At 66.5% G+C, this 24,496-nt stretch carries 25 protein-coding genes; 17 read left to right on the top strand and 8 right to left on the bottom strand.

Annotated elements, in window-relative coordinates:
• Positions 1 to 162: 162 nt before the first annotated feature.
• From CXY77_RS17350 to CXY77_RS17295, 10 genes are all read left to right on the top strand, one after another.
• Positions 163 to 414: a type II toxin-antitoxin system Phd/YefM family antitoxin gene (locus CXY77_RS17350; RefSeq protein ID WP_092339622.1), complete on the top strand. Its 252-nt coding sequence runs from the start codon at positions 163 to 165 to the stop codon at positions 412 to 414.
• Positions 411 to 671, top strand: coding sequence for a Txe/YoeB family addiction module toxin (locus tag CXY77_RS17345; RefSeq protein WP_092339621.1), 261 nt, complete (start codon positions 411 to 413; stop codon positions 669 to 671). The genes CXY77_RS17350 and CXY77_RS17345 overlap by 4 nt, the downstream gene beginning before the upstream one ends.
• Before the next feature lie 963 nt (positions 672 to 1,634).
• Positions 1,635 to 1,922 (top strand): ribbon-helix-helix protein, CopG family, encoded by a 288-nt coding sequence (locus CXY77_RS17330; protein WP_158252870.1) that lies wholly within the window; start codon positions 1,635 to 1,637, stop codon positions 1,920 to 1,922.
• Positions 1,919 to 2,182: a type II toxin-antitoxin system RelE/ParE family toxin gene (locus CXY77_RS17325; RefSeq protein WP_092339619.1), complete on the top strand. Its 264-nt coding sequence runs from the start codon at positions 1,919 to 1,921 to the stop codon at positions 2,180 to 2,182. The genes CXY77_RS17330 and CXY77_RS17325 overlap by 4 nt, the downstream gene beginning before the upstream one ends.
• Positions 2,183 to 2,481: 299 nt before the next feature.
• The gene (locus CXY77_RS17320) at positions 2,482 to 2,739 is read left to right on the top strand and encodes a hypothetical protein (RefSeq protein ID WP_369827352.1); all 258 of its coding nucleotides are present in this window, start codon (positions 2,482 to 2,484) and stop codon (positions 2,737 to 2,739) included.
• A 130-nt stretch (positions 2,740 to 2,869) separates the two neighbouring features.
• Complete coding sequence (locus CXY77_RS17315; RefSeq protein WP_104130595.1) at positions 2,870 to 4,051, top strand: MalY/PatB family protein; 1,182 nt, start codon at positions 2,870 to 2,872, stop codon at positions 4,049 to 4,051.
• 56 nt (positions 4,052 to 4,107) lie between these two features.
• Positions 4,108 to 5,475, top strand: a complete 1,368-nt coding sequence (locus CXY77_RS17310; RefSeq protein WP_092339617.1) for an O-acetylhomoserine aminocarboxypropyltransferase/cysteine synthase family protein — start codon at positions 4,108 to 4,110, stop codon at positions 5,473 to 5,475.
• 20 nt (positions 5,476 to 5,495) lie between these two features.
• On the top strand, positions 5,496 to 6,077 hold the full coding sequence (locus CXY77_RS17305) for a hypothetical protein (RefSeq protein ID WP_104130594.1): 582 nt from the start codon (positions 5,496 to 5,498) through the stop codon (positions 6,075 to 6,077).
• The gene (locus CXY77_RS17300) at positions 6,077 to 8,029 is read left to right on the top strand and encodes an ATP-binding cassette domain-containing protein (protein WP_104130593.1); all 1,953 of its coding nucleotides are present in this window, start codon (positions 6,077 to 6,079) and stop codon (positions 8,027 to 8,029) included. The genes CXY77_RS17305 and CXY77_RS17300 overlap by 1 nt, the downstream gene beginning before the upstream one ends.
• The gene (locus CXY77_RS17295) at positions 8,026 to 8,853 is read left to right on the top strand and encodes an ECF transporter S component (RefSeq protein ID WP_104130592.1); all 828 of its coding nucleotides are present in this window, start codon (positions 8,026 to 8,028) and stop codon (positions 8,851 to 8,853) included. The genes CXY77_RS17300 and CXY77_RS17295 overlap by 4 nt, the downstream gene beginning before the upstream one ends.
• Before the next feature lie 237 nt (positions 8,854 to 9,090).
• Here the strand turns inward: CXY77_RS17295 and CXY77_RS20220 are convergent, their stop codons facing one another.
• From CXY77_RS20220 to CXY77_RS19995, 3 genes are all read right to left on the bottom strand, one after another.
• Entirely contained in the window at positions 9,091 to 9,267 is a 177-nt protein-coding gene (locus CXY77_RS20220) for a hypothetical protein (protein ID WP_158252869.1), read from the bottom strand.
• A gap of 111 nt (positions 9,268 to 9,378) precedes the next feature.
• Positions 9,379 to 13,008: a methionine synthase gene (gene metH, locus CXY77_RS17285; RefSeq protein WP_104130591.1), complete on the bottom strand. Its 3,630-nt coding sequence runs from the start codon at positions 13,006 to 13,008 to the stop codon at positions 9,379 to 9,381.
• A 53-nt stretch (positions 13,009 to 13,061) separates the two neighbouring features.
• Positions 13,062 to 13,724 carry a hypothetical protein gene (locus CXY77_RS19995; RefSeq protein WP_140425570.1) on the bottom strand — a complete coding sequence of 221 codons (663 nt, stop codon included), beginning with the start codon at positions 13,722 to 13,724 and terminating at the stop codon, positions 13,062 to 13,064.
• Positions 13,725 to 13,943: 219 nt separating this feature from the next.
• Here CXY77_RS19995 and CXY77_RS17275 point away from each other — a divergent pair, with 219 nt between their 5' ends.
• The 3 genes from CXY77_RS17275 to CXY77_RS17265 are packed head-to-tail and all read left to right on the top strand — an operon-like array spanning position 13,944 to position 15,801.
• A complete protein-coding gene (locus tag CXY77_RS17275; RefSeq protein WP_233197495.1) occupies positions 13,944 to 14,345 on the top strand; it encodes a hypothetical protein in 402 nt (133 codons plus the stop codon).
• Entirely contained in the window at positions 14,345 to 15,361 is a 1,017-nt protein-coding gene (locus CXY77_RS17270) for a DUF6545 domain-containing protein (protein ID WP_104090560.1), read from the top strand. Before CXY77_RS17275 ends, CXY77_RS17270 begins: the two co-directional genes overlap by 1 nt.
• Positions 15,362 to 15,384: 23 nt before the next feature.
• Positions 15,385 to 15,801 carry a hypothetical protein gene (locus tag CXY77_RS17265; protein WP_233197494.1) on the top strand — a complete coding sequence of 139 codons (417 nt, stop codon included), beginning with the start codon at positions 15,385 to 15,387 and terminating at the stop codon, positions 15,799 to 15,801.
• 43 nt (positions 15,802 to 15,844) lie between these two features.
• Here the strand turns inward: CXY77_RS17265 and CXY77_RS17260 are convergent, their stop codons facing one another.
• On the bottom strand, positions 15,845 to 16,171 hold the full coding sequence (locus CXY77_RS17260; protein WP_092339607.1) for an antibiotic biosynthesis monooxygenase: 327 nt from the start codon (positions 16,169 to 16,171) through the stop codon (positions 15,845 to 15,847).
• Between the two features lie 145 nt (positions 16,172 to 16,316).
• On the opposite strand from CXY77_RS17260, the gene CXY77_RS17255 reads away from it, so the two are divergent.
• Entirely contained in the window at positions 16,317 to 16,979 is a 663-nt protein-coding gene (locus CXY77_RS17255; protein ID WP_104090558.1) for a histidine phosphatase family protein, read from the top strand.
• Here the strand turns inward: CXY77_RS17255 and CXY77_RS17250 are convergent.
• From CXY77_RS17250 to CXY77_RS17240, 3 genes are all read right to left on the bottom strand, one after another.
• On the bottom strand, positions 16,936 to 17,307 hold the full coding sequence (locus tag CXY77_RS17250; protein ID WP_104090556.1) for an MmcQ/YjbR family DNA-binding protein: 372 nt from the start codon (positions 17,305 to 17,307) through the stop codon (positions 16,936 to 16,938). The two genes, CXY77_RS17255 and CXY77_RS17250, sit on opposite strands and share 44 nt — an antisense overlap.
• Positions 17,308 to 17,316: 9 nt before the next feature.
• Positions 17,317 to 18,315 carry an LLM class flavin-dependent oxidoreductase gene (locus CXY77_RS17245; protein ID WP_104130590.1) on the bottom strand — a complete coding sequence of 333 codons (999 nt, stop codon included), beginning with the start codon at positions 18,313 to 18,315 and terminating at the stop codon, positions 17,317 to 17,319.
• Between the two features lie 63 nt (positions 18,316 to 18,378).
• On the bottom strand, positions 18,379 to 18,849 hold the full coding sequence (locus CXY77_RS17240; protein ID WP_158252868.1) for an isoprenylcysteine carboxylmethyltransferase family protein: 471 nt from the start codon (positions 18,847 to 18,849) through the stop codon (positions 18,379 to 18,381).
• 285 nt (positions 18,850 to 19,134) lie between these two features.
• Between CXY77_RS17240 and CXY77_RS17235 the strand changes: the two genes are divergently transcribed.
• From CXY77_RS17235 to CXY77_RS17225, 3 genes are all read left to right on the top strand, one after another.
• Positions 19,135 to 19,329 carry a hypothetical protein gene (locus CXY77_RS17235; RefSeq protein WP_104130588.1) on the top strand — a complete coding sequence of 65 codons (195 nt, stop codon included), beginning with the start codon at positions 19,135 to 19,137 and terminating at the stop codon, positions 19,327 to 19,329.
• Between the two features lie 466 nt (positions 19,330 to 19,795).
• A complete protein-coding gene (locus CXY77_RS17230; protein ID WP_158252867.1) occupies positions 19,796 to 21,739 on the top strand; it encodes an HNH endonuclease signature motif containing protein in 1,944 nt (647 codons plus the stop codon).
• 178 nt (positions 21,740 to 21,917) lie between these two features.
• Positions 21,918 to 22,907, top strand: a complete 990-nt coding sequence (locus CXY77_RS17225) for a dihydrodipicolinate synthase family protein (RefSeq protein ID WP_369831312.1) — start codon at positions 21,918 to 21,920, stop codon at positions 22,905 to 22,907.
• Positions 22,908 to 23,004: 97 nt separating this feature from the next.
• Here CXY77_RS17225 and CXY77_RS17220 read toward each other — a convergent pair whose 3' ends face one another.
• Positions 23,005 to 24,480, bottom strand: a complete 1,476-nt coding sequence (locus CXY77_RS17220) for an MFS transporter (protein WP_104130586.1) — start codon at positions 24,478 to 24,480, stop codon at positions 23,005 to 23,007.
• Between the last annotated feature and the right edge of the window lie 16 nt (positions 24,481 to 24,496).

Here is a 24,496-nt window from a genome sequence, read left to right as displayed (position 1 = left end):
GGAGTCCCGCTTGCGACGCGGCCGGCCGCGCTCACGATGCAGTCGGCAGGAAGACTATGCGTGCGCAGTGCACGAGGCGCTTTCCCGGTCACGCCTTGCAAAGCGCGCCCTCCACCACACCTTTAGTGGTACGCTATCAAGTACAACTCACAGGAGGCGATCATGTCGGCGATCACCGCGAGCGAAGCACGCAAGAGTCTGTTCGGGCTCATCCAACAGGTCAACGACGACCACACCGCTATCGAGGTCGTATCCCGGCACGGAAACGCGGTCATCCTGTCGAAGGAGGACTACGACGCGATGACCGAGACGGCCTACCTGCTGCGGAACCCCGCGAACGCCGAGCGGTTGCTCGCGGCGATAGAGCGGGCCCGGCGCGGCGAGTTCGAGCAGCACGACCTCCTGGACGCGTGACGCGGACGATCGCCTTCGACCCCAATGGGTGGGAGGATTACGTCTACTGGCAGACCCAGGACCGCAAGACTCTCAAACGCATCAACCAGCTGATCACCAACGCGCTGCGCGATCCGTTCGCTGGTATCGGCAAACCCGAGCCCCTCAGGCACATCCTCTCCGGCGCGTGGTCCCGCCGCATCGACGACACGAACCGCCTCGTCTACTACGTCACGGACGACCACATCGTCATCCTGCAAGCCCGAGAACACTACTGACCCGAGATCCGCACTGCCCGCATAGGGTTCCTGCTACGGACGCTTGGAATCTTTAGGTCCTCCAGGCGTCAGAGTTAGCGCGCCGATCGTCGACGTCACGAGCGTTCGTGCCGATTCTTCGTCCATGGGGTCGTAAAGAAGCTGGGAGGCAAGCCCCGCAGCGAAAGCAAGCACAGCGCGGGCGAGCTGAGTGGCGTCTCGCGCACGAGCGATTCTGGGAGGGCGAACAATTGCGAGCCTTTCTGAGGGACCCCGAATTTCGTCGTGGATGACAACACGCTCGTGGTGCTTGAGCGGTTCAGAGTCGTCGACTGATCCCCGCAGAGCGCCCCGCGATGGGAAGAATCCGGTCGTCCTTCATCTGCACTGCGCTAAGGATCTATCCAGTGATTACTGGAAGTCTTCGTGCCTCTTGCTGACGTAGTGATGCGTGTGAATGAAATTCGGTCGTCATTTCTGTTGGCCGCTCGCGCTGCCGTCGAACTACTCGCGGAAGAGCCGACGACGAAAGCGTAGAATCTGCCATCCGTTCTTGAGGGGATGAGCGTCGGCGTATTGGCTGCGCACCGCCCCGGTGAGAAACTGCTGCTGGACGAATATCTGGCGACTCGCTTCGTTGAGTTGCCTGTGCACAGTGAGGACCTCAGTTTGAGTGCGGGTTCGACGGCGGAGGCGCCTCTAGCTGCTATTACCCGCGCCGTCGACGTGCTCGTGGCGGCCGCGCGTGAGCGTCATGGAGACAGGGAGGTCCTCCATGCACTCAGCCGCCGAGAACGAGATGAACGTTCAGCACTTCGCGTCCTATAGCCGTCCATCGGCACAGACTTCGCTGCCCGTTTAGGGTTCGAAGCGAGCCAACAGCGGCAAGGTGCTCCGGATGGGCCGCCCAGCAGCGATTCCGCATTAAACGGGCGAAGTACGCGAATATCGCACATGCATGTAAACATCGTTTACAATGAGTACATGAGTGATTCAGCGCCACTGGGACGCCCCATGTCAGTACGGCTTCCTGACGACCTGCGCGCGCGCGTCGAAGCGCTCGCCAAAGCGACCCGGCGAAGCCAGGGCGATGTTGTGCGCGAAGTATTGGAGCGCGACCTGGCGGAGTTGGAATGGGAGCACGGCATCATCGCCCGCGCTGCGGATCTTCGCTCGGGTCGGGTGCAGGCCGTGCCGCTAGCCGTCGTCGAGCGCGAGCTGGGGCTCAGCGATGCCCCGGTCGATGCCAGCATCCTGGATAAGATCGAGTGAGTTTGGAAGTTGACCTGTCACCCGACGCGGCGAAGTGGCTTCGGAAAGCTGATCCACAGACCGCTCACCGTATAAGCGCCGCACTTCGAGCAATCGCGACACTCGATCATCCCCGGGATCAAGGCAAAGCCCTCACCGGAATTCTCTCAGGTCTGTGGCGGTATCGCGTCGGAGACTATCGCGTTGTATGCGACCTCCAAGACGCACGCCTGATCGTTTTGGTGATCGACATTGATCACCGCAACAGCATCTATGAATGACCGAAGATCGCTGGCTTGCGGGCGCTCTCGGGTGCGTCGCGCCGCCCGCCATGGCAGTATTTCGGGAGCCTGAAGGCGTCCGTCAGGGGGTGATAACGCCCGTGACCGGGGCTGATACCCGGTTCCGCGCTCGCGCGCTGCGGATGAATTCCCGAGTCAACCCCGGAGGTGGACGTGATGACTTCGCACGTGGTCAAACCGCTGACTCCCGAGACCTTTTCGGCGTGGCTGGCGCTCGCGCAGAAGCACAACGGGGTCTGGGGCGGGTGCTACTGCACGTATTTCCACGGCGACACGGAGTGCACCGTCAAGAGCGAGTACGACGGGCCGATGTTCAAGCAGAGACTCGTGGCGGAGGCCTCGCCCACGCCGCTCTCGTCTTCGACGGCGACGCGGCGATCGCGTGGTGCGAGTTTGGCAGCCCAGTTGAACTGCCGCGCATCTACCACCGCAAGGGCACAAGGGCCATGTTCGAGAAAGCGGGATTCACGTTCGAGCGTCACATCGGCAAGAGCAAGACCGTGATGCGCAAGACGATCCCGCCGGCCCGCGGCTAACGCCGGGTGCGCGAACTCATGTAAACAACACCCGTGACCGCTGCGACCGGCAAGCCGGCGACATCCGCTCATGTGTCGAATGTTTACGTGCCTGTTCGCTTATTCGCGCTCGCGGCCACAAGCTGTGGTCATGTCAGTCATCAAGGTCGCACCGCTGGAGCATATCCGGCGCGAGCGCAGCAGCATCAAGTGGACTCGGTTTCCCGCCGACGTACTTCCCTTGTTTGTTGCCGAGATGGATTACCCCCTGGCGCCGGAGATCATCGCGACCCTGGTCGAGCGGGTGCAGGCGTCGGATACCGGCTACCTGGACGGCCCCGGCCCGCTCGCCCCGGCCTTCGCCACGTTCGCCCGTGACCGGTGGGGCTGGGTCGTCGACCCGAGCCACGTGCACCTCGCTACCGATGTGAGCGTCGGCATCGTCGAAGCGCTGCGCCTGGCCGTACCACCCGGTGGGCGGGTGGCGATCACGCCGCCGGTCTATCCGCCGTTCTACGAACTCGTCGAAGAGGCCCTGGCTACCGTCATCGAGACCCCGCTGATCGAGCACGGTGACACCTGGCTGTTCGACTTCGCCGCCCTGGAGCGCAGTTTCGCGTTCGGCATCGATGCCTTCCTGCTCTGCAACCCGCACAACCCACACGGGATCGTCTGGGCCCCGGGCACCCTCGACGAACTCGCCCAACTCGCGGCCCGCTACGACGTCTTCGTGATCTCCGATGAGATCCACGCGCCGCTCACCTACCCCGGCGCTACCTTCACTCCGTTCGCGCCGGTCGCCCTCGCCGCCGGCGCCCGCGCGGTCACCGTGACCAGCGCGAGCAAAGGCTGGAACATCGCCGGGCTCAAGTGCGCCATCGTGGTCGCGGCCGATGACGCGACCAACGAGCTGCTCGGCCGCCTGCCCGAAGAGGTCGCCTGTCGCACCAGCATCCTCGGCCTGCACGCGAACATCGCCGCGTTCGGTTGTACCGACTGGCTCGACAATGCCATCGATCAAATTGTCGCCAACGATCTGCTGCTGTCTGAACTGCTCCGCGAACACCTGCCCGCCGTGATCTATCACCGGCCGCGCGCCAGCTATCTTGCCTGGATGGATCTTCGCCATGTCGGTCTCGGCGACAACCCGTACCAGCGCATTCTCGACGATGCCCGCGTCGCTCTCAATAGCGGTGAGTCCTTCGGGCTCGGCGGCCAGGGCTTCGCGCGGCTCAACCTGGCTTGCTCGCCCGACACCCTGCGCGAGGCCGTCGCCCGCATCGCGGCACTCGTGGCGCGGGTGGCCGCCGCCCCCACGGTCACGGCCGCCTGATGGCGCCGACAACGGATGCCCCGCTCCAGTTCCACCCCGACGCAACAGGAAGTTCCATGGCCACGCCAGCACCCGCATCCGCTTCGCTACTGAACTCCGACGCCACCGAGGTCGTGGAGCCGATCACCGACTGGGATGGCTTCAGCTTCGACACCCGCCAGGTGCACGTCGGCGAATACGCCGACGCGAACTGTGGTGCCCGCATTCCGCCGCTCACCCTGAGCGCCGGGTACGTCTTCGACAGCTTCGACGACGGGGCCGCCCGGTTCAACGGGGGTTCGCGGGAGCCTATCTACTCTCGGCAGGGCAACCCCACCAACGCGGTCGCCGAGCAGCGCCTTGCGTCGCTCGAGGGCGGCACTGCCTGTGTCGCCGTGTCGAGCGGGCAGGCCGCGATCAGTTCGGCCCTGTTCGCCCTCGCTGAAGCGGGCGAGCACATCGTCTCGACCGCGAGCATCTACGGCGGCACCCGCATTCTGCTCGGCCGCAGCTTTCGCCGCATGGGCATCGAGGTCGACTACGTCTGGGACACCGATTCCGACGCCGCCTGGGACGCCGTGATTCGCCCGGAAACCAAGGCCATCTTCACCGAGACCATCCCGAACCCGCGCAACGACGTCGTCGACATCGCTCGCATCGCCGCCGTCGCCCGCCGCCACGGCATTCCGCTCGTCGTCGACAACACCGTGGCCACGCCGTACCTGATTCGTCCGTTCGAGCACGGCGCCGACATCGTCGTGCACTCGACCACCAAGTTCCTCAGCGGCCACGGCGCCGGGGTGTCGGGCGCGATCGTCGACGGCGGCACCTTCGACTGGGCGGCGAGCTCGCGTCGCTACCCGCTGCTGACCGACTCTCTGCGCCCCGGCCTGCCCTCCCTGCTCGACCGGTTCGGTCCGGCCGCCTTCGCCCAGTATGTGCGCGAGGCCGTCGTGAACGATGTCGGGCCGTCGCTCTCGCCGTTCAACGGATTTTTGCTGCACCAGGGCATCGAAACCCTGTCGCTGCGCATGGAACGCCACGTCGACAACTCCATCGCCATCGCGCACTGGCTAGAGGAACAGCCCGAGGTGGAGGTCGTCGACTACGCCGGCCTGTCGAGCAGCCCACTGCACGAAATTGCGCAGAAGTATTACAACGGCCGCACCGGGTCTGTCTTCGCCGTCACCGTCAAGGGCGGCATCGAGGGTGCCCGAGCCTTCACCAACGGCCTGCGCGTGTTCAGCCGCATGACCGGAATCGGCGACACCCGCTCGATGGTGCTGCACCCGCTCACCACCACCCACGCCTCGTTCGCCCCCGACCTCAACGCCCGCCTCGGCATCACCGCCGGAATGTTGCGCCTGTCGGTGGGCATCGAAGCACTCGATGACCTTCTGCTCGACCTCCGCGGCGGGCTCGACCGAGTCGCCGGCATCCTCTAAACGCTAGGTATTCTGAAGTAATGATCCTCACCGCACCGCCTGTCACCGCGCCCACTCGCACCTTTGCCGCGCTGGGCGCGCTCGTTCTGCTCGCCGCCCTGAGCGGATGCGCCACCATCGATTCCGGCTCCGGCTCGGGCTCGGGCGCATCCGCTGCCGCCACCGCCACCGCACCGGCCGAAGCGGATGTCTCTGCCTCCGAGTGTGCCGGGGTCAACGTCGTCGTCGATTTCGGCACGCTCGACGCCGACACGGTCACGGATTGTGTCGACGCGACAGCGGCTATCGCCGCCAGCGCGGCACTCACGACGACCGGCATCACTACCGAGGGCAGTGTGGAATACGGCGACGCCATCGTCTGCCGCGTCAATGACCGCCCGGCCGCGGACGAAACCGTCGTGGTCGACGGGCAGGAGTCGTTCACCGAGACCTGCGCGTCGATGCCGCCCGCCTACGCCTACTGGGCTCTCTGGGTGAAAGCCACCCCCGACGCCGACTGGGACTACGCCATGGAGGGTCTCGGCACGCTCGAGGTCGAGCCCGGCCAGTCCCTCGGCCTCGTGTACACCACTGGCACCGAGACGCCCACGCCCGGCAGCTAGTGTTTCGCCGGCGCCTCGCCCCGCTCCGCGCGGCAGTCGTGCTCGCTGTCGGCTTCGTGCTGCTGCGAGTCGTCTACCGGGTGGTGTTCGGCGGCGCCGGCGTTGGCCTCGACCCGGTGCTTCTGGATCTTCCGCGGCTGCGGCTCGACGGACCGTTCAGCCACATGACGCTGTTCGGCCCGATCACCCTGCTCGGACTCGGTAACGCCGCGCTCAGCGCGCTGCCGGTCGCGGCCGTCATCGTGTTCTTCGGCCTGCTCAACGCCGTCATCAACGTGCAGTCCCTGTTCGCGCGCGGTGCGGGCCGAGGGCCGCTGCGCGCTATTTCGCGCTCCCTCGTGATCGCTTGGGCCACCTTTCCAGCGCTCCTGGAGTCGGTGCGGCGGGTTCGGGTGGCCCGTGCCCTGCGCGGTGAACGGTCGATCGCGTCGCTGCTCGTGCCCGTGTTCGAGCAGACCATCGAGCGGGCCCTCGCACTGGCCGCGTCGATGGAGACGCGCGGTTTCGCGGCGACCCGCGCTGTCCCCGGCGTGTGCGAGGCACCCGTGGTGCTCACCGGTGCCGGTTTGAGTTTCGGAGCCGGCTGGCACCTCGACGACCTCAACGTGACCCTGGAACCCGGCACCCTGACCGTGATCGTCGGCGCGACCGGGTCCGGCAAAACCAGCCTGCTTCACAGCCTCAGCGGGCTGTTCCAGCATTTCTACGACGGAGTCCAGACCGGGCGCATCGACATTGCCGGAGCCGACCGCGCCTCGACTCCCCCACGCGACACCGCCGGATTCGTCGGACTCGTCGCCCAGAATGTGCGGCTCGGGTTCGCGGCCGAAACGGTGCACGACGAGATCGGGTTCACCCTCGCGGTGCGAGGCGTGGCCCCGCCCATCGTGCACGCCCGCGTGCTCGAGGTCGCCGCCCGGCTGAAAATCGAGCACCTCATATCTCGCCCGATCGAGCAGCTCTCGGCCGGAGAGGCCAGCCTCGTCGCCATTGCCGCCGCCCTGGTGAACCACCCCATCTTGCTGCTCGTCGATGAGCCGCTCGCCGACCTCGACCAGTCCGCGCGCGCGCGCGTCTGCACGGTACTCGGCCAGCTCGCCCACGAGGCTGGTGTGTGCGTCGTTCTCGCCGAACACAACACCCACGAATTCGCCGGAACAGCGGATTCCTGGCTGCAGATTCGAGGCAGCCGCCTGCACCAGCTCTCCCCCGCCGAGTTCCAGTTCGCGGACGTCCTCGAGATTCCTGCACTGAAGCCGATCGCGACCCTACCTGCAGTGCCGTTGGCGAGCATCCGTCGTCTCAGCGTTCGGCACGCCGCCGATCTGGCCGTCGACGACGTATCGTTCGAGGTGCGAGCTGGCGAACTCATCGCGCTGCGCGGCAGCAACGGTGCCGGCAAGAGCAGCCTGCTGCGCGCGATCGCGCTGCCGACGGCTGCCGACACCGTGATTGTCGCCGGGCACGATGTCCAGACCCTCAAACGGCGCGGGCGGCGTCGGGCTGTGGCGCTCGTGCCCGAGAACTTCGACGACCTGTTGTTCGCGATCACGGTGGCAGAGGAATGCCGGCGGGCCGACCGTGGTCTTCAGCTCCCAAAGTTCGCAGGCACCGCAACGCTGTTCGCGCAGCTGCTCGGCTTCGACGCCACAACGGATGCCGCGCACCTGCTCGAGCGTCACCCGCGCGACCTCTCCGCCGGCGAACGACTCTGCCTCGTGATCGCAATTCAGCTCGCGGCCCGGCCGGCCCTACTGCTCGTCGACGAACCCACCCGCGGACTCGACCAGGCGGCGCGTGCCCTGGTCAGCGCGGCGCTCCTCACGGCCGCCGGTCACAGCGCCGCGGTCATCTTCGCCACCCACGACAATAACTTTGCGCGGGGTCTCGCCACGCGAACCCTACGCATGGCGGCGGGCCGGCTATCCGCGCCGATCGAGGTGCTCACGTGACGGTTATTGTCAGCGCGCGCCGCAGCATCCGCTGGAAGTCGTGGATTCTCGGTGGCGGTAGCACTCTCGCGGCAGCCGCTTTCGCCTGGCCGTTCTTCGTCGGGGCGGTGCCGGCCGACGCGCAAATGGCGGTGCCGATCGTGGCGTTCGCGCTCATACCGGCGCTCATCGTGGCCCTCGCGCTCACCCTCGACCGGGAGATGTACACGGCGAAAACAGTGGCGCTGCTCGGTGTGCTCTCGGCAGTCGGTGCCGCGGTGCGCATCGCGGGTGCCGGTGTCGGCGGGGTCGAGGCGGTGTTCGTGCTGCTGATTCTGGCCGGACGGGTCTACGGCGCCCGGTTCGGTTTTCTGCTCGGACTGCTCACCATCGCGGTGTCCTCCCTGCTCTGGGGTGGTTTCGGGCCGTGGACTCCGTTCCAAATGTTTGCCTGCGGCTGGGTCGGAGCGGGTGCTGGGCTGCTGCAGCGCTGGCCGAAAGCGACTCCGCCGACCGAACCCGCGCGGCGTGCAACCGCGCAGCGCTGGCGTGCGAGCCTCGAAATCGCCCTGCTGGCCGCCTACGGCGTGGTCGCCTCGTACCTCTTCGGGCTTCTGATGAACCTCTGGTTCTGGCCGTTCGCCGTGGGCAGCGGCACCGGAATCTCCTATGAAGCCGCCGCCGACCCCGGCCAGAACCTTGCCTCGTTCGCGCTCTACTCGCTCGTCACGTCGACCCTCACCTGGGACACCGTGCGCGCCATCACCACGGTCGTCGGCATCGCCCTCGTCGGCCCTGCCGTACTCGCGGCCCTGCGTCGTGCCCGTCTGAACCCCCGCCGCTGACCGCACCCGTTTTCACGCTTCGCGGGACTTGCGCAGCTGCGCGGGAGGCGCAACTCGCGCGCACGAGCGCAGCTCCCGCGCGACGAGTTACGCTGGAGCTCCGGCCAGAACCTATCTCCCGCGTACTGGCGCAAGTCCCGCGTAACGTATGCCTTCGAGGCCACCCCGCCGCCGTAACTCCCGCGCACCGGCGCAGCTCCCGCGCGACGTACGGGAGCTGCGCGGCCCGACGCGCGCCTACGCGAGGGCGACGCGGCCGCGGCCCACGGCCGGGCAGCTCTCGAGGCGGCGCTGGGCGGCGCTGAGGGCGTCGAGAAGGCCTTTCGCGGGCGCCCAAGTTTGGCGAGTGAACAGAAAGCTCGTGGGTACCAGTCGCCCAAACGAACCTTTCGCCTGACGGAAGAACTCGACCATCAGCTCGCGACCTTTGTCACGGCGGCGCAGCGACCGCAAAGCGACATCATGCGGGACGCCCTCTCGGAGTACTTCGAGCGCCACGCGGGGTGATTCGGGAGGAACGACCCGTTACACCGAGAAGTACTTCGCTTCCGGGTGGTGGAACACGAACGCGTCGGTCGACTGCTCCGGGTGCAGCTGCAGCTCCTCCGACAAGACGACGCCCATGCGCTCCGGTTTCAGCAGCTCAACAACCTTGCGGCGGTCCTCCATCTCGGGGCAGGCCGGGTAGCCGAGCGAGAAGCGGGCGCCGCGATACTCCAGCTTGAACATGCCGGCGATATCGGTCGGGTCTTCGCCGCCCACACCGAATTCCGAGCGGATGCGCGAGTGCCAGTACTCGGCCAGCGCCTCGGTCAGCTGCATGGTCAGCCCATTGAGTTCCATGTAGTCGCGGTACTGGTTCGCAGCGAACATCTTGGCCGTCACCGAGTCCACGTTCGAGCCGGCCGTGACCAGCTGGAGGGCCACGACATCCGTTTGGCCGGTGTCCCTGGAGCGCACGAAGTCGGCCAGGCACAGGTGCTTGTCACGGCGCTGCCTCGGGAAATTGAAGCGCAGGCGGTCGGTGCCGAGCACGCCGCCGGAACCGCCGTCAGGCGCGAGAAGTCCGGCCTGGCCCACCAGCCCGGTGGGGTCGTCGCCGTGGTGCAGCACGACCATGTCGTCACCCTCGGCGACGACCGGAAAGTAGCCGTAGGCCACGGAAGCGTCGAGCATGCCCTCGCTCAGGATGCGATCGAGCCAGTAGCGCAGGCGCGGCCGGCCGACGGTGTCGACCAGTTCCTGGTAGCTGGCGCCGTCTTCGGCGCGGCTCGGTTTGAGCCCCCACTGGCCCATGAAGGTGGCGCGTTCATCGAGAAAGGCCGAGAAATCGGCGAGAGCGACGCCCTTGACGATGCGGGTACCCCAGAACGGCGGCACCGGAATGGGGTTGTCGGCAGCGACCTCGGAGCGGGCGGGCATCTCCTCCGGCTCGGTCAGGGTGAGCAGGCTCTTCTTGTGGATGCGCTTCTTGAGCGGCGGCAGCCCGACGGACAAGGGGTCGGCGCCTCGGGAGATGGCCACGAGCGGTTCCATCAGGGCGAGGCCCTCGAAGGCATCGCGGGCGTAGCGCACCTGTCCGGCGAAGACGCTGTCGAGATCGTCCTCCACGTAGGAGCGGGTGAGGGCGGCGCCGCCGAGCAAAATCGGCCACTTATCGGCGAGCCCGCGGGACTCGAGTTCGAGCAGGTTCTCCTTCATCACGACCGTGGATTTCACGAGGAGGCCGCTCATACCGATGACGTCAGCATTGTTCTCTTCGGCGACGCGAATAAATTCAGCGATCGATTGTTTGATGCCAATGTTGATCACGTCGTAGCCGTTGTTGGTGAGGATGATGTCGACCAGGTTCTTACCGATATCGTGCACGTCGCCGCGAACTGTGCCGAGCACGATCGTGCCCTTGCCGGCCGCTTCGGATTTCTCCATGTGCGGCTCCAGCAGCGCGACCGCGGCCTTCATGACCTCGGCGGACTGCAGGACGAACGGCAGCTGCATGTCGCCGCTGCCGAAGCGGGCGCCGACGACCTGCATGCCCACCAGCAGGTGCACGTTGACGATGTCGAGGGCGCTCAGGCCCCCGGCCCGGGCGAGGTCGAGGTCGGCTTCGAGGCCCTTGGCCTCGCCGTCGATGATGCGGCGCTCGAGCCGTTCGCCCACCGGCAGGGCGGCCAGTTCGGCGGCACGTTCGTCCTTCAATGCGGCGGAGTCGACGCCGGCGAACAGGTCGAGCAGGGCCACCAGAGGGTCATAGGTGAGGGTGCCTTCGGCGTCGTATTCGCGGCGGTCCCAGACCAGGTCGAGGGCCACCTTGCGGCGGTCATCGGGCACCGAGGCGAGCGGCACGATCTTGGCCGAGTTGACAATGGCGGAGTCGAGGCCGGCCGCGGTCGCCTCGTGCAGGAACACCGAGTTGAGCACCGAGCGAGCCGCCGGGTTGAGCCCGAACGACACGTTCGAGACGCCGAGGGTGGTGTGGATGCCGGGGTACTTCGCCTTGATCTGGCGGATCGCCTCGATGGTTTCGATGCCGTCGCGACGGGTTTCCTCCTGGCCGGTCGCGATCGGAAAGGTGAGGGCGTCGACGATGATGTCCTCGACCCGCATGCCCCACACGTTGACGAGCGTCTCGACCAGCCGGGTGGCGATGCGCACCTTGTGCTCGGCGGTGCGGGCCTGGCCCTCTTCGTCGATGGTGAGGGCGATCACGGCGGCGCCGTGCTCCTTCACGAGCGGCATGATGCGGCCGAACCGCGAGGTCGGCCCCTCGCCGTCTTCGAAGTTGACCGAGTTCACCACCGGGCGGCCACCGATGAGCTCCATGCCGGCCTGCAGCACGGCCGGCTCGGTGGAGTCCACGACGAGCGGCAGGGTCGACGCGCTCGCGAGCCGGGAGACGACCTGCTTCATGTCGGCGACGCCGTCACGGCCGACGTAGTCGATGCAGACGTCGAGCAGGTGGGCGCCGTCCCGCACCTGGCTGCGGGCGATGTCGACGCAGTCGTCCCAGTTCTCGGCGAGCATCGCATCCCGAAAGGCTCGGGAGCCGTTGGCGTTGGTGCGCTCCCCGATGGCCAGAAAGGCACTGTCCTGGTCAAAACTGACGTGCTGGTACAGGCTGGCGACGCCGGGATCCGCTTCGAGCGTGCGCGGCTTCACTGTGACGCCGCGCAACCGCTCAACCACCTTGCGCATGTGTGCGGGAGTCGTGCCGCAGCATCCGCCGACCAGCCCCAGCCCGAACTCCTTCACGAACTGTTCGTGCGCCGTGGCGAGCTGGTCGGGGGTCAGCGGGTAGCTCGCGCCGGTCTTGGTGAGCTGGGGCAGACCGGCGTTCGGCATACAGATCACGGGTACGCGCGAGAACTTCGAGAGGTGGCGCAGGTGCTCGCTCATCTCGGTGGGCCCGGTGGCACAGTTCAGGCCGATCGCGTCTATACCGAGCGGTTCGAGCGCGGTCAGCGCCGCGCCGATCTCGCTGCCCATCAGCATGGTTCCCGTGGTTTCCACCGTCACCTCGACGAAAATCGGCAAGCGGATGCCGGTCTCGCTTACGGCCTGCTTGCATCCGTTCACCGCGCTTTTTGTCTGCAGCAGGTCCTGCGAGGTCTCGATCAGGAAGGCGTCAGCGCCGCCGCGAATAAGGCCGAGCGCCTGCTCGGCGAAGGTGGCCTTGAGGTTTGAGTAAGTGGTGTGGCCGAGGCTGGGCAGCTTGGTTCCGGGGCCCATCGAGCCGAGCACCCAGCGCACGCGGCCGTCGCGGGCTTCGAACATCTCGGCACTGGTGCGGGCGATCTCGGCGCCGAGCCGGGCGAGTTCCTCGATGCGGTCTTCGATGCCGTAGTCGGAGAGGTTCGACCAGTTGGCGCCGAAGGTGTTGGTCTCGATGGCGTCGATGCCGGTCTCGAGATAGACGTCGTGGATGGCCGCGATGATGTCGGGGCGGCTCACATTGAGGATCTCGTTGCAGCCCTCGAGCTGCTGGTAGTCGTCGAGGGTGGGGTTGTGCTCCTGCAGCATGGTGCCCATGGCGCCGTCGGCGATAACGACACTTGACCTGACGGCGTTCAACAGGGCCTGCGATCGGGCTGGGCGCGCCTGGGCGACGGAAGTTTCGGTGTCAGTCGTTCGCTCGGGCTCTCGGTCGGTGTTCATTGGATCAGCCTAACGGCGGCCCCGAACGGTGCGCGGCCCCGAAGTAACGTTTCTTAGCGTGCGCGCCCACGAGTACGGTGCGCCCCGCCGGGTTCCCCGGTCACGATCCACCCGGTCTCGAATCGTGCTGCCGCACGCGGAGCTTGCACGGGGAGCAAGCCCCGCCGGTTCTGCTCGAGGGTAGCTGCGTCGATGGCTTTGGCCTCGTTTCGATTGCACACCCATACCCGAATCGTGGGGAGGGTTTCTTCCGATGGGTCAGGAATAGAACAGACCTGCACCACCACGCTGTTTCCGGCATCAATGATTTTCAGTGCCGCACGCACAGTAGCCAGGTTCGCGATGGTCACGGTTCCGAGGGCGTCCCTGGATATTTCCGTGCTCGTTCGTGCGTTGTGCCAGCTGTCGAAGGTGAGGATGACGCGCGGGCTGACCCCCGCTGGAACCAAGCCAAGCAACCACGACTGCACGAGACGGTCGGATCGGGCTCCAGAGTGAGATCTTTGGGAACGTAGCCAGAGGTCGAACACGCCGGTTCCCCCATGACGGAACGGCTTGGCTTGGGAAATCTGCCGCTCGGCGCCCCCAATAAGAGGGCGCCGATCGCGCAAATTCCACGTGGAGCGCAGTGCCCGCTCGACCGTTGGCCGCCTATACCACGTGTTAGACACCGATATCAGAGCCCCCGCATTGCCGCCATTGTCGAGCGATGCCATTGCTGATCCTCCCCCACAGACCCACGTTAGACATGTCTATCGTAACCCATTGGAGGGCCGCGGCGCGCGCCGAGGCTGGCCGCACCCGGCGAAGGGTAGGCTGGTTGGGCAAACAGGGGGCATCCGATGAACTACGAGTCGCGACAGAAGCGGGCGCACACGATGGTGTCCGACCTTGGTTTGCCCCGGCCGCTCACGGCCGAATTGTTGCACCGGCACATGGAAACAGTGCGCGGAAAAAAAATCGTGGTGCAGAGGGCGACTCCGCGCATGCTCGAGGCCGGTCTCTGCGGGCTATGGATTGCCGTATCGGGCGAGAATTTTGAACGGATCTACCACGCGCCGACCTCCTCTATGGTGCACCGGCAGCAGTTCATCAATCACGAATTCGGCCATATGATTCTGAACCAGGAACAGGAGTTGCTGTCCGCAGACCGAATCGCCCTGCTGGCGCCGCTCATTCCCCTTGACGCAATCGTCCACGCACTGGCCCGCAGCCGATTCACCGATGAGCAGGAGGCACTGGCGGAGGCCATCGGCGATCGGCTGGCGCTCATCATGCTGCACGATGGGCCGTTGGCCGCCCACGGCACCTTAACCGGATTCGGACGAGTTCTCTGATGCAAACAGTTCTCTTCATCCTGTCAGCCGTCTTTTGGGTCGCCGCGGCGGTGTGCGTGCCGTCGGCCATTCGGGGACGCCGACGGCCACTCCTGCTGTTTCTCGCGGTCTTCGCTCTGACCATGACGCTTATGCCCCAGCCGGTGTACCGTCCGGTCGATGCGCTGCTCGGGAACGGCAATGTGACCTATTTCATCTTCCACGCTCTGACGATCGTTGCCATTGCTCTGCTCGACGTCATCGTGCAGGAAGCCATGTCGCCGCGCGGCCTCACCCGGGCGCGCAAGCGTGCGACCTCCCTGGTCACCAGCGGGATCATCGTCGCGCAGGCCATCTTGTTCTTCGGAAGCGATTGGCGGGTGACCGACGATATCGCCGCCTCGTTCATTCCTCGCTGGGATTTCACCGCGTACGCGGCCACGACCTGGATCGCGATGGGAATCTTTGCGGTGTCCTTCGCTATAGCCTGCCTGGCTGACCTGCGGCGGCAACGCCGCCCGGTCACGCTGATCTCACTGAGCTTGGTGCTACTCGCCTGCCTGGGCGTTCTCACCTACGCGGTCATCAGCCTGACCAGTGCCGTGCTTGCCGTTTTTTACGCGGACTATCTCCTGGTCGGCTGGGCGCGTACTGCCTACACGCTGACCCTGCTGCTTTCCCCCATCAGTCTCGTCATCGGCCTCGGGTTGACGGCGGCCGTCGATGCGCTGGCCGCCGGCCGAGAGAACTACCGCGACCGCGTGCTGCTCTGGCGCATCACACCGCTGTGGCGGCGGCTTTTGAGCGACACTCCGCACCTCAGCATCGAGCGGCAGCTCTCACCGCGGCAGCTGCTCACGGTCAGTGGACCCGGTGCGCACCTGTATCGACGACACGTCGAGATTCGCGACAGCCTGCTGCTTCGCCCCGAGCAGGCCGTCACCCCGGCCGAGCTGGCCATTATCGAACTGGCCGAACAGCGAACCCAGGTGGGTCTGCCAGCGACCCCCGCCGCCCTCGTCGGGCCGACACGATGAGCGCGCCGCAGAATTGTGGGGACGTGAGCCCGCAGCTGGAGCTGGCGCGCAAACTCAACCTGCTGCTCGATGTCGTCGTGGCCGAGGGCAATACCCCGTACACCTTCCGCCAAATCGAGGCGGGACTGAAGGAACGCGGACTCACGCTCTCCCGGGCACGCTGGGCCTACATGATCACCGGCGACGGCCCCCTCGTCACCGATCCGGCGCTCCTAACCGGCATCGCCGAGTTCTTCCGCATCCCTCCGGAATACATGCTCGGCGCCGCCGGCGACCTGCCCGACCGGGTCGACGCCCAGCTCGAATTTGTCAAGAGCCTGCGCGTTGCCCGAGTCGTGAGCTTTGCGGCGCGGATGCTCGGCGACGTTTCCCCCGAAACCCTGCGGTCGATCACCAAACTGCTTCAAGAGGACGGCGCCGAGGCAGGCCCGCCCGCGTAGGGCGGCAGGACCGCCTTCGCGGGAAGCCGGCAGCCCGGATGCTTTAGCTGGCGGTCCCGCCGGCGATCGCATAGGACCACAGCTCACTGCTCACACCGACGGGGCGCGCTTTCGGCTCGCCCTCCTTCGGGGTTTCGCTGCGGTGGCCGTGGGCAAAGGACGGGGAGGTCAGCCAGGCCTGGAACGACTCCTCGTCGGCCCAGCGCGTGACGACGAGCCAGGTCAGGCGGTCGTCGGTCGGCTTGAGCAGCTCGAAACCCTCGAAACCGGGGCGGTCGTCGACGGCCCCGGCGCGGGCCGCGAAGCGTTGGGCGAGTTCGTCGCCGCCGTCGCTCGGTACGGTGATGGCATTGATCTTGATGATCGTCATAAAACTGCTTCCTATTCGAACGCTCGAAGGTATTTCCTCCATGCTGCCACTCTCCGCTGCGAGACCGCGCCGTATCGCGCCGTGCCGCAGCCGTCGGCGCATCCGTCTCCCACCGCCCAGCAAGGTTCCCTATGCTGGAACAGACATGCGACTACTCCTGATCCGCCACGGCCAGACTCCCGGCAACGTTCTCGGACGCCTCGATACCGAGCGTCCCGGCCCGGGTTTGACCGATCTCGGCCTGCGCCAGGCCGCCGCGATACCCGATGCCCTGCGCTCCGACCCGATCGACGCCATTTTTGTGTCGACGCTGCTGCGCACGCATCTGACCGCGCATCCGCTCGCCGCCGATCGCGGCCTCGAGCTGCAGGTCGCGTCCGGACTACACGAGATCGAAGCCGGGTCGCTCGAGGGGCTGCGCGATCGGGCATCCGTTCGCACCTATCTGGAAACCGCGGTGGCCTGGGGCTCCGGCGACCTCGACAAGCGGATGCCGGGCGCTCACGACGGTCACGACTTCTTCCGTCGGTTCGACACCGACATCGCGCGGGCCGCTGCCGGTTCTGAGGTCGCCGCGGTGTTCAGCCACGGCGCCGCCATTCGCGTGTGGACCGCAGCCCGCGCGCAGAACGTGCCCGCGACGTTCGCGGGCGAAAACGAGCTCGACAACACCGGTGTTGTCGAGCTGACCGGCTCGCCCGAAGAAGGCTGGACCCTGCTGTCCTGGGCTGGCCTGCCCGTGGGCGGCATGGCACTGGCCGACCTCAGCGCTGCCGATCCCCTGGGCGAGCCGCTGTCTGAGGCGTGAGGCGGCGCCGCACGAGCGCGTGGCTGTCGCGCAGCAGCTGCTCCACGAGCTCGGCGGGCACGTGGCCGTCCAGCACGATCGTGATCCAGTGCTTCTTGTTGAGGTGGTATCCCGGGGTGATCCACTGCGGAAACTCTTCACGGAGCGCCCGGCTCTCCTCCGGATCAACTTTGAGCGAGACCGTGAACGGCTCGCCACCGAGGGCGGAGAGCGCGAAGATCTTGCCGTTGCCGCTGGTCTTGAACACGCTCGTCTCCTCGCCGAACGGAAAGGTCTCGATCGCCTGGGGCAGGCTCAGGCAGAGATCGACGAGCGTGTCCGGAGTCATGCTAGAAACCTACGCCGATACGAGATTCATGGCATCGGCGGTCAATTCGACCGAACGCAGGCGGCCCTCGATGAGCGGCGACTGGTGCGCGAGAATGAGCTCGTCAGCTCCGGTTCCCTCGGCGAATTCCTCGAGATAGGCGCGTACCTCGTCGGCGGTGCCGACCGCTGAATACCGCATCATGTTGGCGATATTGCGGCCCTCCGGCGTGGTCAGGAACAGGTCGATCTGGTCGTCGCTGTACTCAGGCGTCGCCGGCCCGCGGGAGAGCATGCCGCGCACCCTGGTGCGGCGGGTCGTCTCGAACTGGGCCACGGCATCCGCTTTATCGTCGGCCGCGATCACGTTGGCGGCAACGATGAGGTGCGGCGTGGCAAGCTGCTCCGACGGCGTGAAATCGCGGCGGTAGAGCGCGATGGCGTCGTGCAGCGCATCGGGTGCGAAGTGTGACGCGAAGGCGTAGGGCAAACCGAGGGCGGCGGCCAGACCTGCGCCGAACAGTGAGGATCCGAGAATGTACAGCGGCACGTTGGTGCCGGCACCGGGAACCGCCTGCACGCCGGGCACGATCGATTGGCCGCGCAGGTAGGCCTGCAGTTCCATGACGTCCTGCGGAAACTGGTCGGAGGCGCGCGGGTCGCGGCGCATCGCTCTGGCGGTGTTCTGATCGCTGCCGGGGGCCCGGCCGAGGCCGAGGTCGATGCGGTCAGGGTAGAGCTCGGCGAGCGTGCCGTACTGCTCGGCGATCACGAGCGGGGAGTGGTTGGGCAGCATGACGCCGCCGGATCCCAGCCGAATGGTGCTGGTCTGCCCGGCGACGTGCCCGATCAGGATGCTCGTCGCCGACGATCCGATGGTGGGCATGTTGTGGTGCTCGGCATACCAGACGCGCTCGTACCCGTGTTTTTCGGCCGTCTGGGCGAGCGCGACACTCGCCGCGAAGCTCTCCCGAGCGGTCTGCCCGGGGGCAATCGGAGCGAGATCAAGAATGGAGAGCGGAATAGTCATACTGGGGCCAACACTCGGGCGGCAAAATCGTTACCCGACACCCGAAACCAGCATGAAAGGGCATCAGCCGCGCTCGGCCAGCCGACCGATGCCCGGAAAGAATCGCCCGACCCGCGCGCCGTAGGAGAGGTAATCGGGGTGCTCGGCCACGAGCATCCGCTCTTCCCACCGCGTCTTCGCTGAAAGCAGGCCGACCAGGGCGAGCCACGCCACGACGTGCCAAGCGGATGCCCCCACCAGCACGAGTGCGACACCGCCGGTCATGAGTCCCGCGTAAATCGGGCTGCGCATGAGCCCATAGACACCTCCGGTGACCAGCGGGGCGTCCTCCCGCGGAATCGGACTCGCGGTCAACGCTGGCCCCAGGCTGACGACGCCGAGCACCGCGAGGGCGGCGCCGACCAGACCGAACGTGATGGCCGCCACGATGATGCCGATGGCGGGCGACCACAGCGAGCCATGGGGCAGAAAGGCCAGAGCCCCCAGCAGCAGAAATTGCACGGTGACCAGGCTCAGCGCGAGCGCACGTTTCATAATTCGAGGGTACGCCCGGGCGGCGAGCCGGCCGATCGACGTCAACTCCAGATCACCACCGTGTAACGAAATGAAACATTTTCGCTTTCTTGCAGACAATCCGCACCGCGGCGACTTACCCTCGAACGCAGAGACCGGCTCCGCCGATGCTGCCGGAGAGTGACATCGGGCCTCAGATCGGGTCGTGTACTGCACGATCGGTTCGAGGCAAGCGCTGTGATCCGGCATCTGCATTCGCCGGGACACCTCACCTCGGGGTGCCTCCGCTGAACTGGAACTTCAACCATGACTGACGACGAACTCCTCCTTGAAATCGACTACACCGGCTACGACAACTCGTGCCGCGACCCGCACATCATGCCGACCGAGGACCTGGTCGAGTGCCGTCGCCGGCGCGGCCACGATGACAACATGCACGGCACCCGGTCCGGCGTACGCGCCATCCGCTGGCAGGCAGGAGCCGCTCCCCTGGCCGCGTAGCTCACCGTGGTGCGCTCACCCCCGGACGGCGCGGTGGATGCCGCCTCGCTGGGATGGTCATTGTGTGCGTGGCTGTGTCGACGGCTCGCCAGGGGCAGACGCTGCGCCTGCGTCTCGCCGGGGGCCACCGTGCCTGCAGTCGAGGCCTAGGCCCGGAACGAGGGCAAGATTTGGATGCTGCGCCCAGCGAAGATGGGTTCAGCATCACAGATCGCCGCGTGCATCGATCAAAAGGAGCCCTGACGTGTACGTTTCGTGACAGGAATCCGCTGTTGAATTCGATATTATCCCGTCGTAAAGGCAAACCGTCACGCGACTAGTACACCCCGAACGGCTTGCAAACAAGCATTCTGGGGTACCGAGGCTAAAGCTATCCGCGTCGACCTTCCAAATTGCTTTCAGAAATGTTTCTGAGATTATATCGTTTTTGTGTTCGATTTGCGGTAGAATGGGTGTCAAGGAGGCAATGGCGCCCATGTTCATGGAAAACCCGAACGAGGCCAGTTCGAACCCGGTCATTGTGGCGGTGGAGCAGGCCCGGGAGATTCTGTTGGCGGCACTGGGCGGGGTGTCGTTCGGGCTGCTGGGTGATGAAGAATCACTGACCCTGCTGCTGGCGGTGGAGAGCGTGGGCCGGGTGGTCGACGGGGCCCGGGTGCTCTCCACGTCGGATGTGCTGCGCCGCTCCGAATACTTTGATGCTGCCGCAGCGAAAGCCGCCGCCCAGGCTGCTGTTGATCAGAGCGCCGCCGCCGCGCAGAATGCCGCCCGGGAGAATGCTGGTTCGGGCAAGGCTGGTTCGGGCAAGGCTGCTGCGGAATCCGTGATCCCGGAGGGTGCTGCGGCTGATGCGGCTTCTCCGAGCGTGGCGCGTGCGGCGGCGTCTCTGGCTGCGCCGACGCTGGCCCGGCGGCTCGGCTGCCGCAGCGGCGTCGAACTGGTCTGCACCCTCGCCCGCCTCTCTCGCAACGAAGTACGTCAGCGGGCCGTGCTCGGTGAGAAAGCTGGCCAGCGGATGCTGCTCGGCCGCCCGCTGGCCCCCACCTACCCGGTGCTCGGGGAGGCCCTGCAGGGCGGGGAGCTCGGCCTGGAACAGTCCCGGGTGATCGTGCAGGTGCTCGACGGCCTGCGCTCCTCCGTGCTGGTGGAGGACCTCGACCGGGTCGAACGCTCTCTGGTGGCCAGCGGCTCCGGTGCGATCATCCCCGAAACCGAGGGGCTCCCCGGTGCCGGCATAGCGTTTGCGCCGGAGTTGCTGCGGCAACAGGGCATCCAGTGGAAAGCACGCCTCGCCCCCGACGGCAGCGCGCCCGGCGAGGCCCCGACCGAACGGCGCAGCTGGCTCACCTTCGGCACCCTCAGCAATGGCGGCTACAGCCTCAACGGCTGGTTCACCACCCTCGACCGCGCCATCATCGGCAACGTTTTCGATGCGTACCTGTCCGCCGCCGCGGCCAACCCGGTTCCCGGCGCCGACGGCGCCGTGACCCGGGCGTCCGGCACGGCGACCGGCACGGCGACCGGTACGACCTCCAGTACGACTCGGGTCGCCGACACCACCCGGGTGACCGGCGCTACCCCCGCTGCCACTCCGCGCGCCCGAGTCGCCTTCCACGAGACCGAACCCGCAGACTCCAGCACCAGTACCAGTACCGGCACCAGCCACATCGAGAGCGACCGCACCGGCAATGAGGCGGGAGCGGGATCCGAAACCGAGGTCGAGGTCGATAATAACGACCCACCCGATTCGCTCAATCCCGACCCGCACAGCCCCGACCCGCACGGTCCGTGTCCGCAGCAACCCGACGACACCCGCTCCCGCAGTGAGAAGCAGGCCGGGATCCTCCGCGCCGTGTTCGAAGCCGCAGCCCGGCACCCCGGCACCCCTACCATGGGCGCCGCCGCCCCCACCGTGCTCGTACACATCAACATCAACGACCTCCTCGACGGCCGCGGCGCCGGCTGGATCGACGGCATCGACGGCCCCCTCACCCCCGGCCAGGTCGACGAACTCATCTGCGCCGGCGGCTACCAACCCGTGCTGTTCGGCCACACCGGCACGATCCTGCACCTCGGCACCAGCAACCGGTGCTTCAGCGCCAGTCAACGCCGAGCATTGGCCGCCCGAGATGGCGGCTGCGCCATCCCCGGCTGCACCGTGCCACCCCACCTGGCACAGGCTCATCACGTCGTCCCCTGGCAGAAAGGCGGCCTCACCGATATCGACAACGCAGTCCTTCTCTGCAACGCCAGCCACTCCAGCATCGACACCTCCGGCTGGGACATCGACATGCGAGACGGCCGACCCTGGGTACGCGGACCCCTCCTGTTCGACCCCACCCAAACCTGGCGCCCCGCCGGCCAAAACCGCGCCGCCATCCCCGCCGAGAAACCCAACTGGAACAAATAAGCCCGAACGGCCCAAGGCACCCAGCACCCGGAGCTCGGCACCCGGCACCCGGAATGGCTGGGCGGCGCAGACAGCCACCGCAAGGACTATGGCGGGCTCGACAGGCTCGACAGGCTCGACCAGCGGCGCCGTCGCGACCGGAAGACTGATCACGCCCCACTCAGCGCGGCCTCCATCAGTGGATTGGCCCTACATTGCGGAACGAGCGGCCAATCCGATCTCGCAACGTACGGGAGGATGGTCAGAGCGCCGCAAGGCGCGCACACCGACGAAGGGGCACACTCTGTTCACTGGACTCAGCGCATTTCCCCTCACCCCGATCGACGAAAAGGGCATCGATAAGCGGGCGTTCGTCGGTTTGGTTACCCGGCTGGCAGATGCCGGCGTCGACTCGATCGGTGCGCTCGGCTCCACCGGCGGGTACGCCTACCTCAGCCGTGAACAGCGGGCCTGGGCCGCACGCACTGCCGTCGAGGCGGCCGGGACGACCCCGGTCATCGTTGGAATCGGCGCACTCCGCACCCGCGACGTGCTCAACCTCGCAGCGGATGCCCAGAGCGCCGGCGCCGCCGCGGTACTGCTGGCGCCGATGACCTATCAGCCGTTGACCGACGATGAGGTGTTCGGACTCTACGAGGCCGTCACAGCAGAAATATCCGTTCCGCTCGTCGTCTACGACAACCCCGGCACCACCCACGTCACGTTCAGTGACGAGTTGCACGGTCGTATTGCCGCGCTTCCCAAAATCGGCTCGATCAAGATTCCGGGGATCGCCGTCGAAGAGGCCCCTGGGAGAATCGCCGTGCTCCGCGCCGTGATTCCCGCGCATGTCACGATCGGCGTCTCCGGGGACTGGCTCGCGGCCGGCGGACTGCTCGGCGGTGCCGATGCCTGGTACAGCGTGCTCGCCGGCCTGTTTCCCGAGACCGCACTCGCCATCACGCGTGCCGCGCAAACTGGAAGCAGTGCGGCGGCCGTCGCTGCCTCCGACCGACTCGAACCGCTGTGGGCGCTTTTTCAACGCTACGGCAGCCTGCGGGTCGTGTCGGCAGCGGCGGAATCGCTAGGTCTCGTGAATTCGCCCAACCTGCCGCTGCCCCTGCTCGGACTCGACCATGCCGCCCGGCGCGAACTCGAGGCGGCGCTGGTCGTGCTTGGCCTGAATTAGCGCAGACCCAGGCGAGGTCTGCACGGCCGAGGCCGGGCATCCGCTCTCGACGCGGGTAGCGGGCAGCTTCGAGGCTGGGCATTTCAGTGGCGCATTCTCAGTGGCGCAGCGAGATGCCGTGCCCGATGCGGCGAAACAGCAAGGCAGCCACGATGGCGCCGACGATGAAGAACGACGCACCCCACCAGTAGGCGACCGCGTAGCTCTGCACGGCGGCCTGGGCGGCGACCGCTGCCGTCGCGGGCAGGTGGGCGGCGACATAGTTGGTGGCCGCGGTGGCCGCGAGGGTGTTGAGCAGCGCGGTGCCGATGGATCCACCGACCTGCTGGCTGGTGTTGACCATGGCCGAGGCGACGCCGGCGAACTGGCCGTCGACCCCGAGGGTGGCGGTCTGCATTGAGGCGGGCATGATCGTTCCCATCGCGAGTCCGAGAATCATCAGCGGCGGCAGCACGTCGAGCACATAGACACTGTTCAGGTCGAGGTGAGTGAGATAGATCATGCCGATCGCGCCGAGGCTCATGCCGAGCGGAACCAAAACTTTGGGGCCAAATCGCGGCACGAAAATGTTGGTCGACAGCTGCGCGGCGAGCACGAGCATGGCGATCATCGGCAAAAAGGACAGGCCGGTCTGCATCGGTGAGTAGTGCAGCGAGGTCTGCAGGTAGTAGGTCACGAACAGGAAGATGCCGAACATGCCCGCTCCGGCAATAAGGATCGAGATGTACGCGGCAGCACGGTTGCGATCCAGCACGATAGCCAACGGCAGAAGCGGATGCGCCGCCTTGCGTTGCCAGAGCACGAAAGCGACCAGCAGAATCCCCGCCGCTGACAGGGTTCCCCAGGTAAGGATCGAATCCCAGCCGTCGGTCTCCGCGTTGGAGAATCCGTAGACCAGTCCGAACAGAGCACCGGAGACGAGCAACGTGCCGGGGATGTCGAGCTTGGGGCGAGGCCCTGTGCGCATGGCGTGGCTGACGAAGATGGCCGCGCCGACGATGGCGATCACGGCGATGACGACGTTGATGTAGAGGTTCCAGCGCCAGTCGAAGTTTTCGGTGAGGTACCCGCCGAGGAGCAGGCCCACGGCACCGCCGGCGCCGGCGATCGCGCCGAACACACCGAAGGCACGGGCGCGTTCCTTGGGAATCGTGAAGGTCGTGGTGAGCACCGCGAGGGCGGTCGGGGCGAGCAGTGCGCCGAATGCTCCCTGCAGGGCGCGGGCTCCGACCAGCATGCCGAAGCTATCGGCCGCTCCGCCCAGCGCCGACGCGACGGCGAATCCGATCAGACCGATGATGAAGGTGCGTTTGCGGCCGATCAGGTCGGAGAGGCGACCGCCGAGCAGCAGCAGACTACCGAAGGCGAGGGAGTAGGCAGTGACGATCCATTGGCGGTCGCCGTTGGAGAAGCCGAGGTCGGCCTGGGCCGACGGTAGGGCGATGTTGACGACGGTGGAATCGAGTACGACCATGAGCTGGGCGAGCCCGACCACGCACAGGGTCCACCAGCGGCGGGAGGTGGGTGGTGCGGCGACGATTTCGAGCGACGCGACGGAGGCAGTCTGTGACATGTCGGACACTCTATAC

The organism is Cryobacterium sp. N21, assembly GCF_002929575.1.
In the GTDB taxonomy this organism is placed as follows: domain Bacteria; phylum Actinomycetota; class Actinomycetes; order Actinomycetales; family Microbacteriaceae; genus Cryobacterium; species Cryobacterium flavum.
The sequence above is the reverse complement of the archived record's forward strand: the minus strand, read 5'-3'. Positions and strand labels throughout refer to the sequence as shown.

What these genes read in the sequence shown, in the direction of transcription:
- CXY77_RS17350 (WP_092339622.1), top strand. Translation starts at nt 163, where the DNA reads ATGTCGGCGATCACCGCGAGCGAAGCACGCAAGAGTCTGTTCGGGCTC.
- CXY77_RS17330 (WP_158252870.1), top strand. Translation starts at nt 1,635, where the DNA reads ATGAGTGATTCAGCGCCACTGGGACGCCCCATGTCAGTACGGCTTCCT.
- CXY77_RS17315 (WP_104130595.1), top strand. Translation starts at nt 2,870, where the DNA reads ATGTCAGTCATCAAGGTCGCACCGCTGGAGCATATCCGGCGCGAGCGC.
- CXY77_RS17310 (WP_092339617.1), top strand. Translation starts at nt 4,108, where the DNA reads ATGGCCACGCCAGCACCCGCATCCGCTTCGCTACTGAACTCCGACGCC.
- CXY77_RS17305 (WP_104130594.1), top strand. Translation starts at nt 5,496, where the DNA reads ATGATCCTCACCGCACCGCCTGTCACCGCGCCCACTCGCACCTTTGCC.
- CXY77_RS20220 (WP_158252869.1), bottom strand. Translation starts at nt 9,267, where the DNA reads ATGGTCGAGTTCTTCCGTCAGGCGAAAGGTTCGTTTGGGCGACTGGTA.
- metH (WP_104130591.1), bottom strand. Translation starts at nt 13,008, where the DNA reads ATGAACACCGACCGAGAGCCCGAGCGAACGACTGACACCGAAACTTCC.
- CXY77_RS19995 (WP_140425570.1), bottom strand. Translation starts at nt 13,724, where the DNA reads ATGGCATCGCTCGACAATGGCGGCAATGCGGGGGCTCTGATATCGGTG.
- CXY77_RS17275 (WP_233197495.1), top strand. Translation starts at nt 13,944, where the DNA reads ATGGAAACAGTGCGCGGAAAAAAAATCGTGGTGCAGAGGGCGACTCCG.
- CXY77_RS17270 (WP_104090560.1), top strand. Translation starts at nt 14,345, where the DNA reads ATGCAAACAGTTCTCTTCATCCTGTCAGCCGTCTTTTGGGTCGCCGCG.
- CXY77_RS17260 (WP_092339607.1), bottom strand. Translation starts at nt 16,171, where the DNA reads ATGACGATCATCAAGATCAATGCCATCACCGTACCGAGCGACGGCGGC.
- CXY77_RS17255 (WP_104090558.1), top strand. Translation starts at nt 16,317, where the DNA reads ATGCGACTACTCCTGATCCGCCACGGCCAGACTCCCGGCAACGTTCTC.
- CXY77_RS17250 (WP_104090556.1), bottom strand. Translation starts at nt 17,307, where the DNA reads ATGACTCCGGACACGCTCGTCGATCTCTGCCTGAGCCTGCCCCAGGCG.
- CXY77_RS17245 (WP_104130590.1), bottom strand. Translation starts at nt 18,315, where the DNA reads ATGACTATTCCGCTCTCCATTCTTGATCTCGCTCCGATTGCCCCCGGG.
- CXY77_RS17240 (WP_158252868.1), bottom strand. Translation starts at nt 18,849, where the DNA reads ATGAAACGTGCGCTCGCGCTGAGCCTGGTCACCGTGCAATTTCTGCTG.
- CXY77_RS17235 (WP_104130588.1), top strand. Translation starts at nt 19,135, where the DNA reads ATGACTGACGACGAACTCCTCCTTGAAATCGACTACACCGGCTACGAC.
- CXY77_RS17230 (WP_158252867.1), top strand. Translation starts at nt 19,796, where the DNA reads ATGGCGCCCATGTTCATGGAAAACCCGAACGAGGCCAGTTCGAACCCG.
- CXY77_RS17220 (WP_104130586.1), bottom strand. Translation starts at nt 24,480, where the DNA reads ATGTCACAGACTGCCTCCGTCGCGTCGCTCGAAATCGTCGCCGCACCA.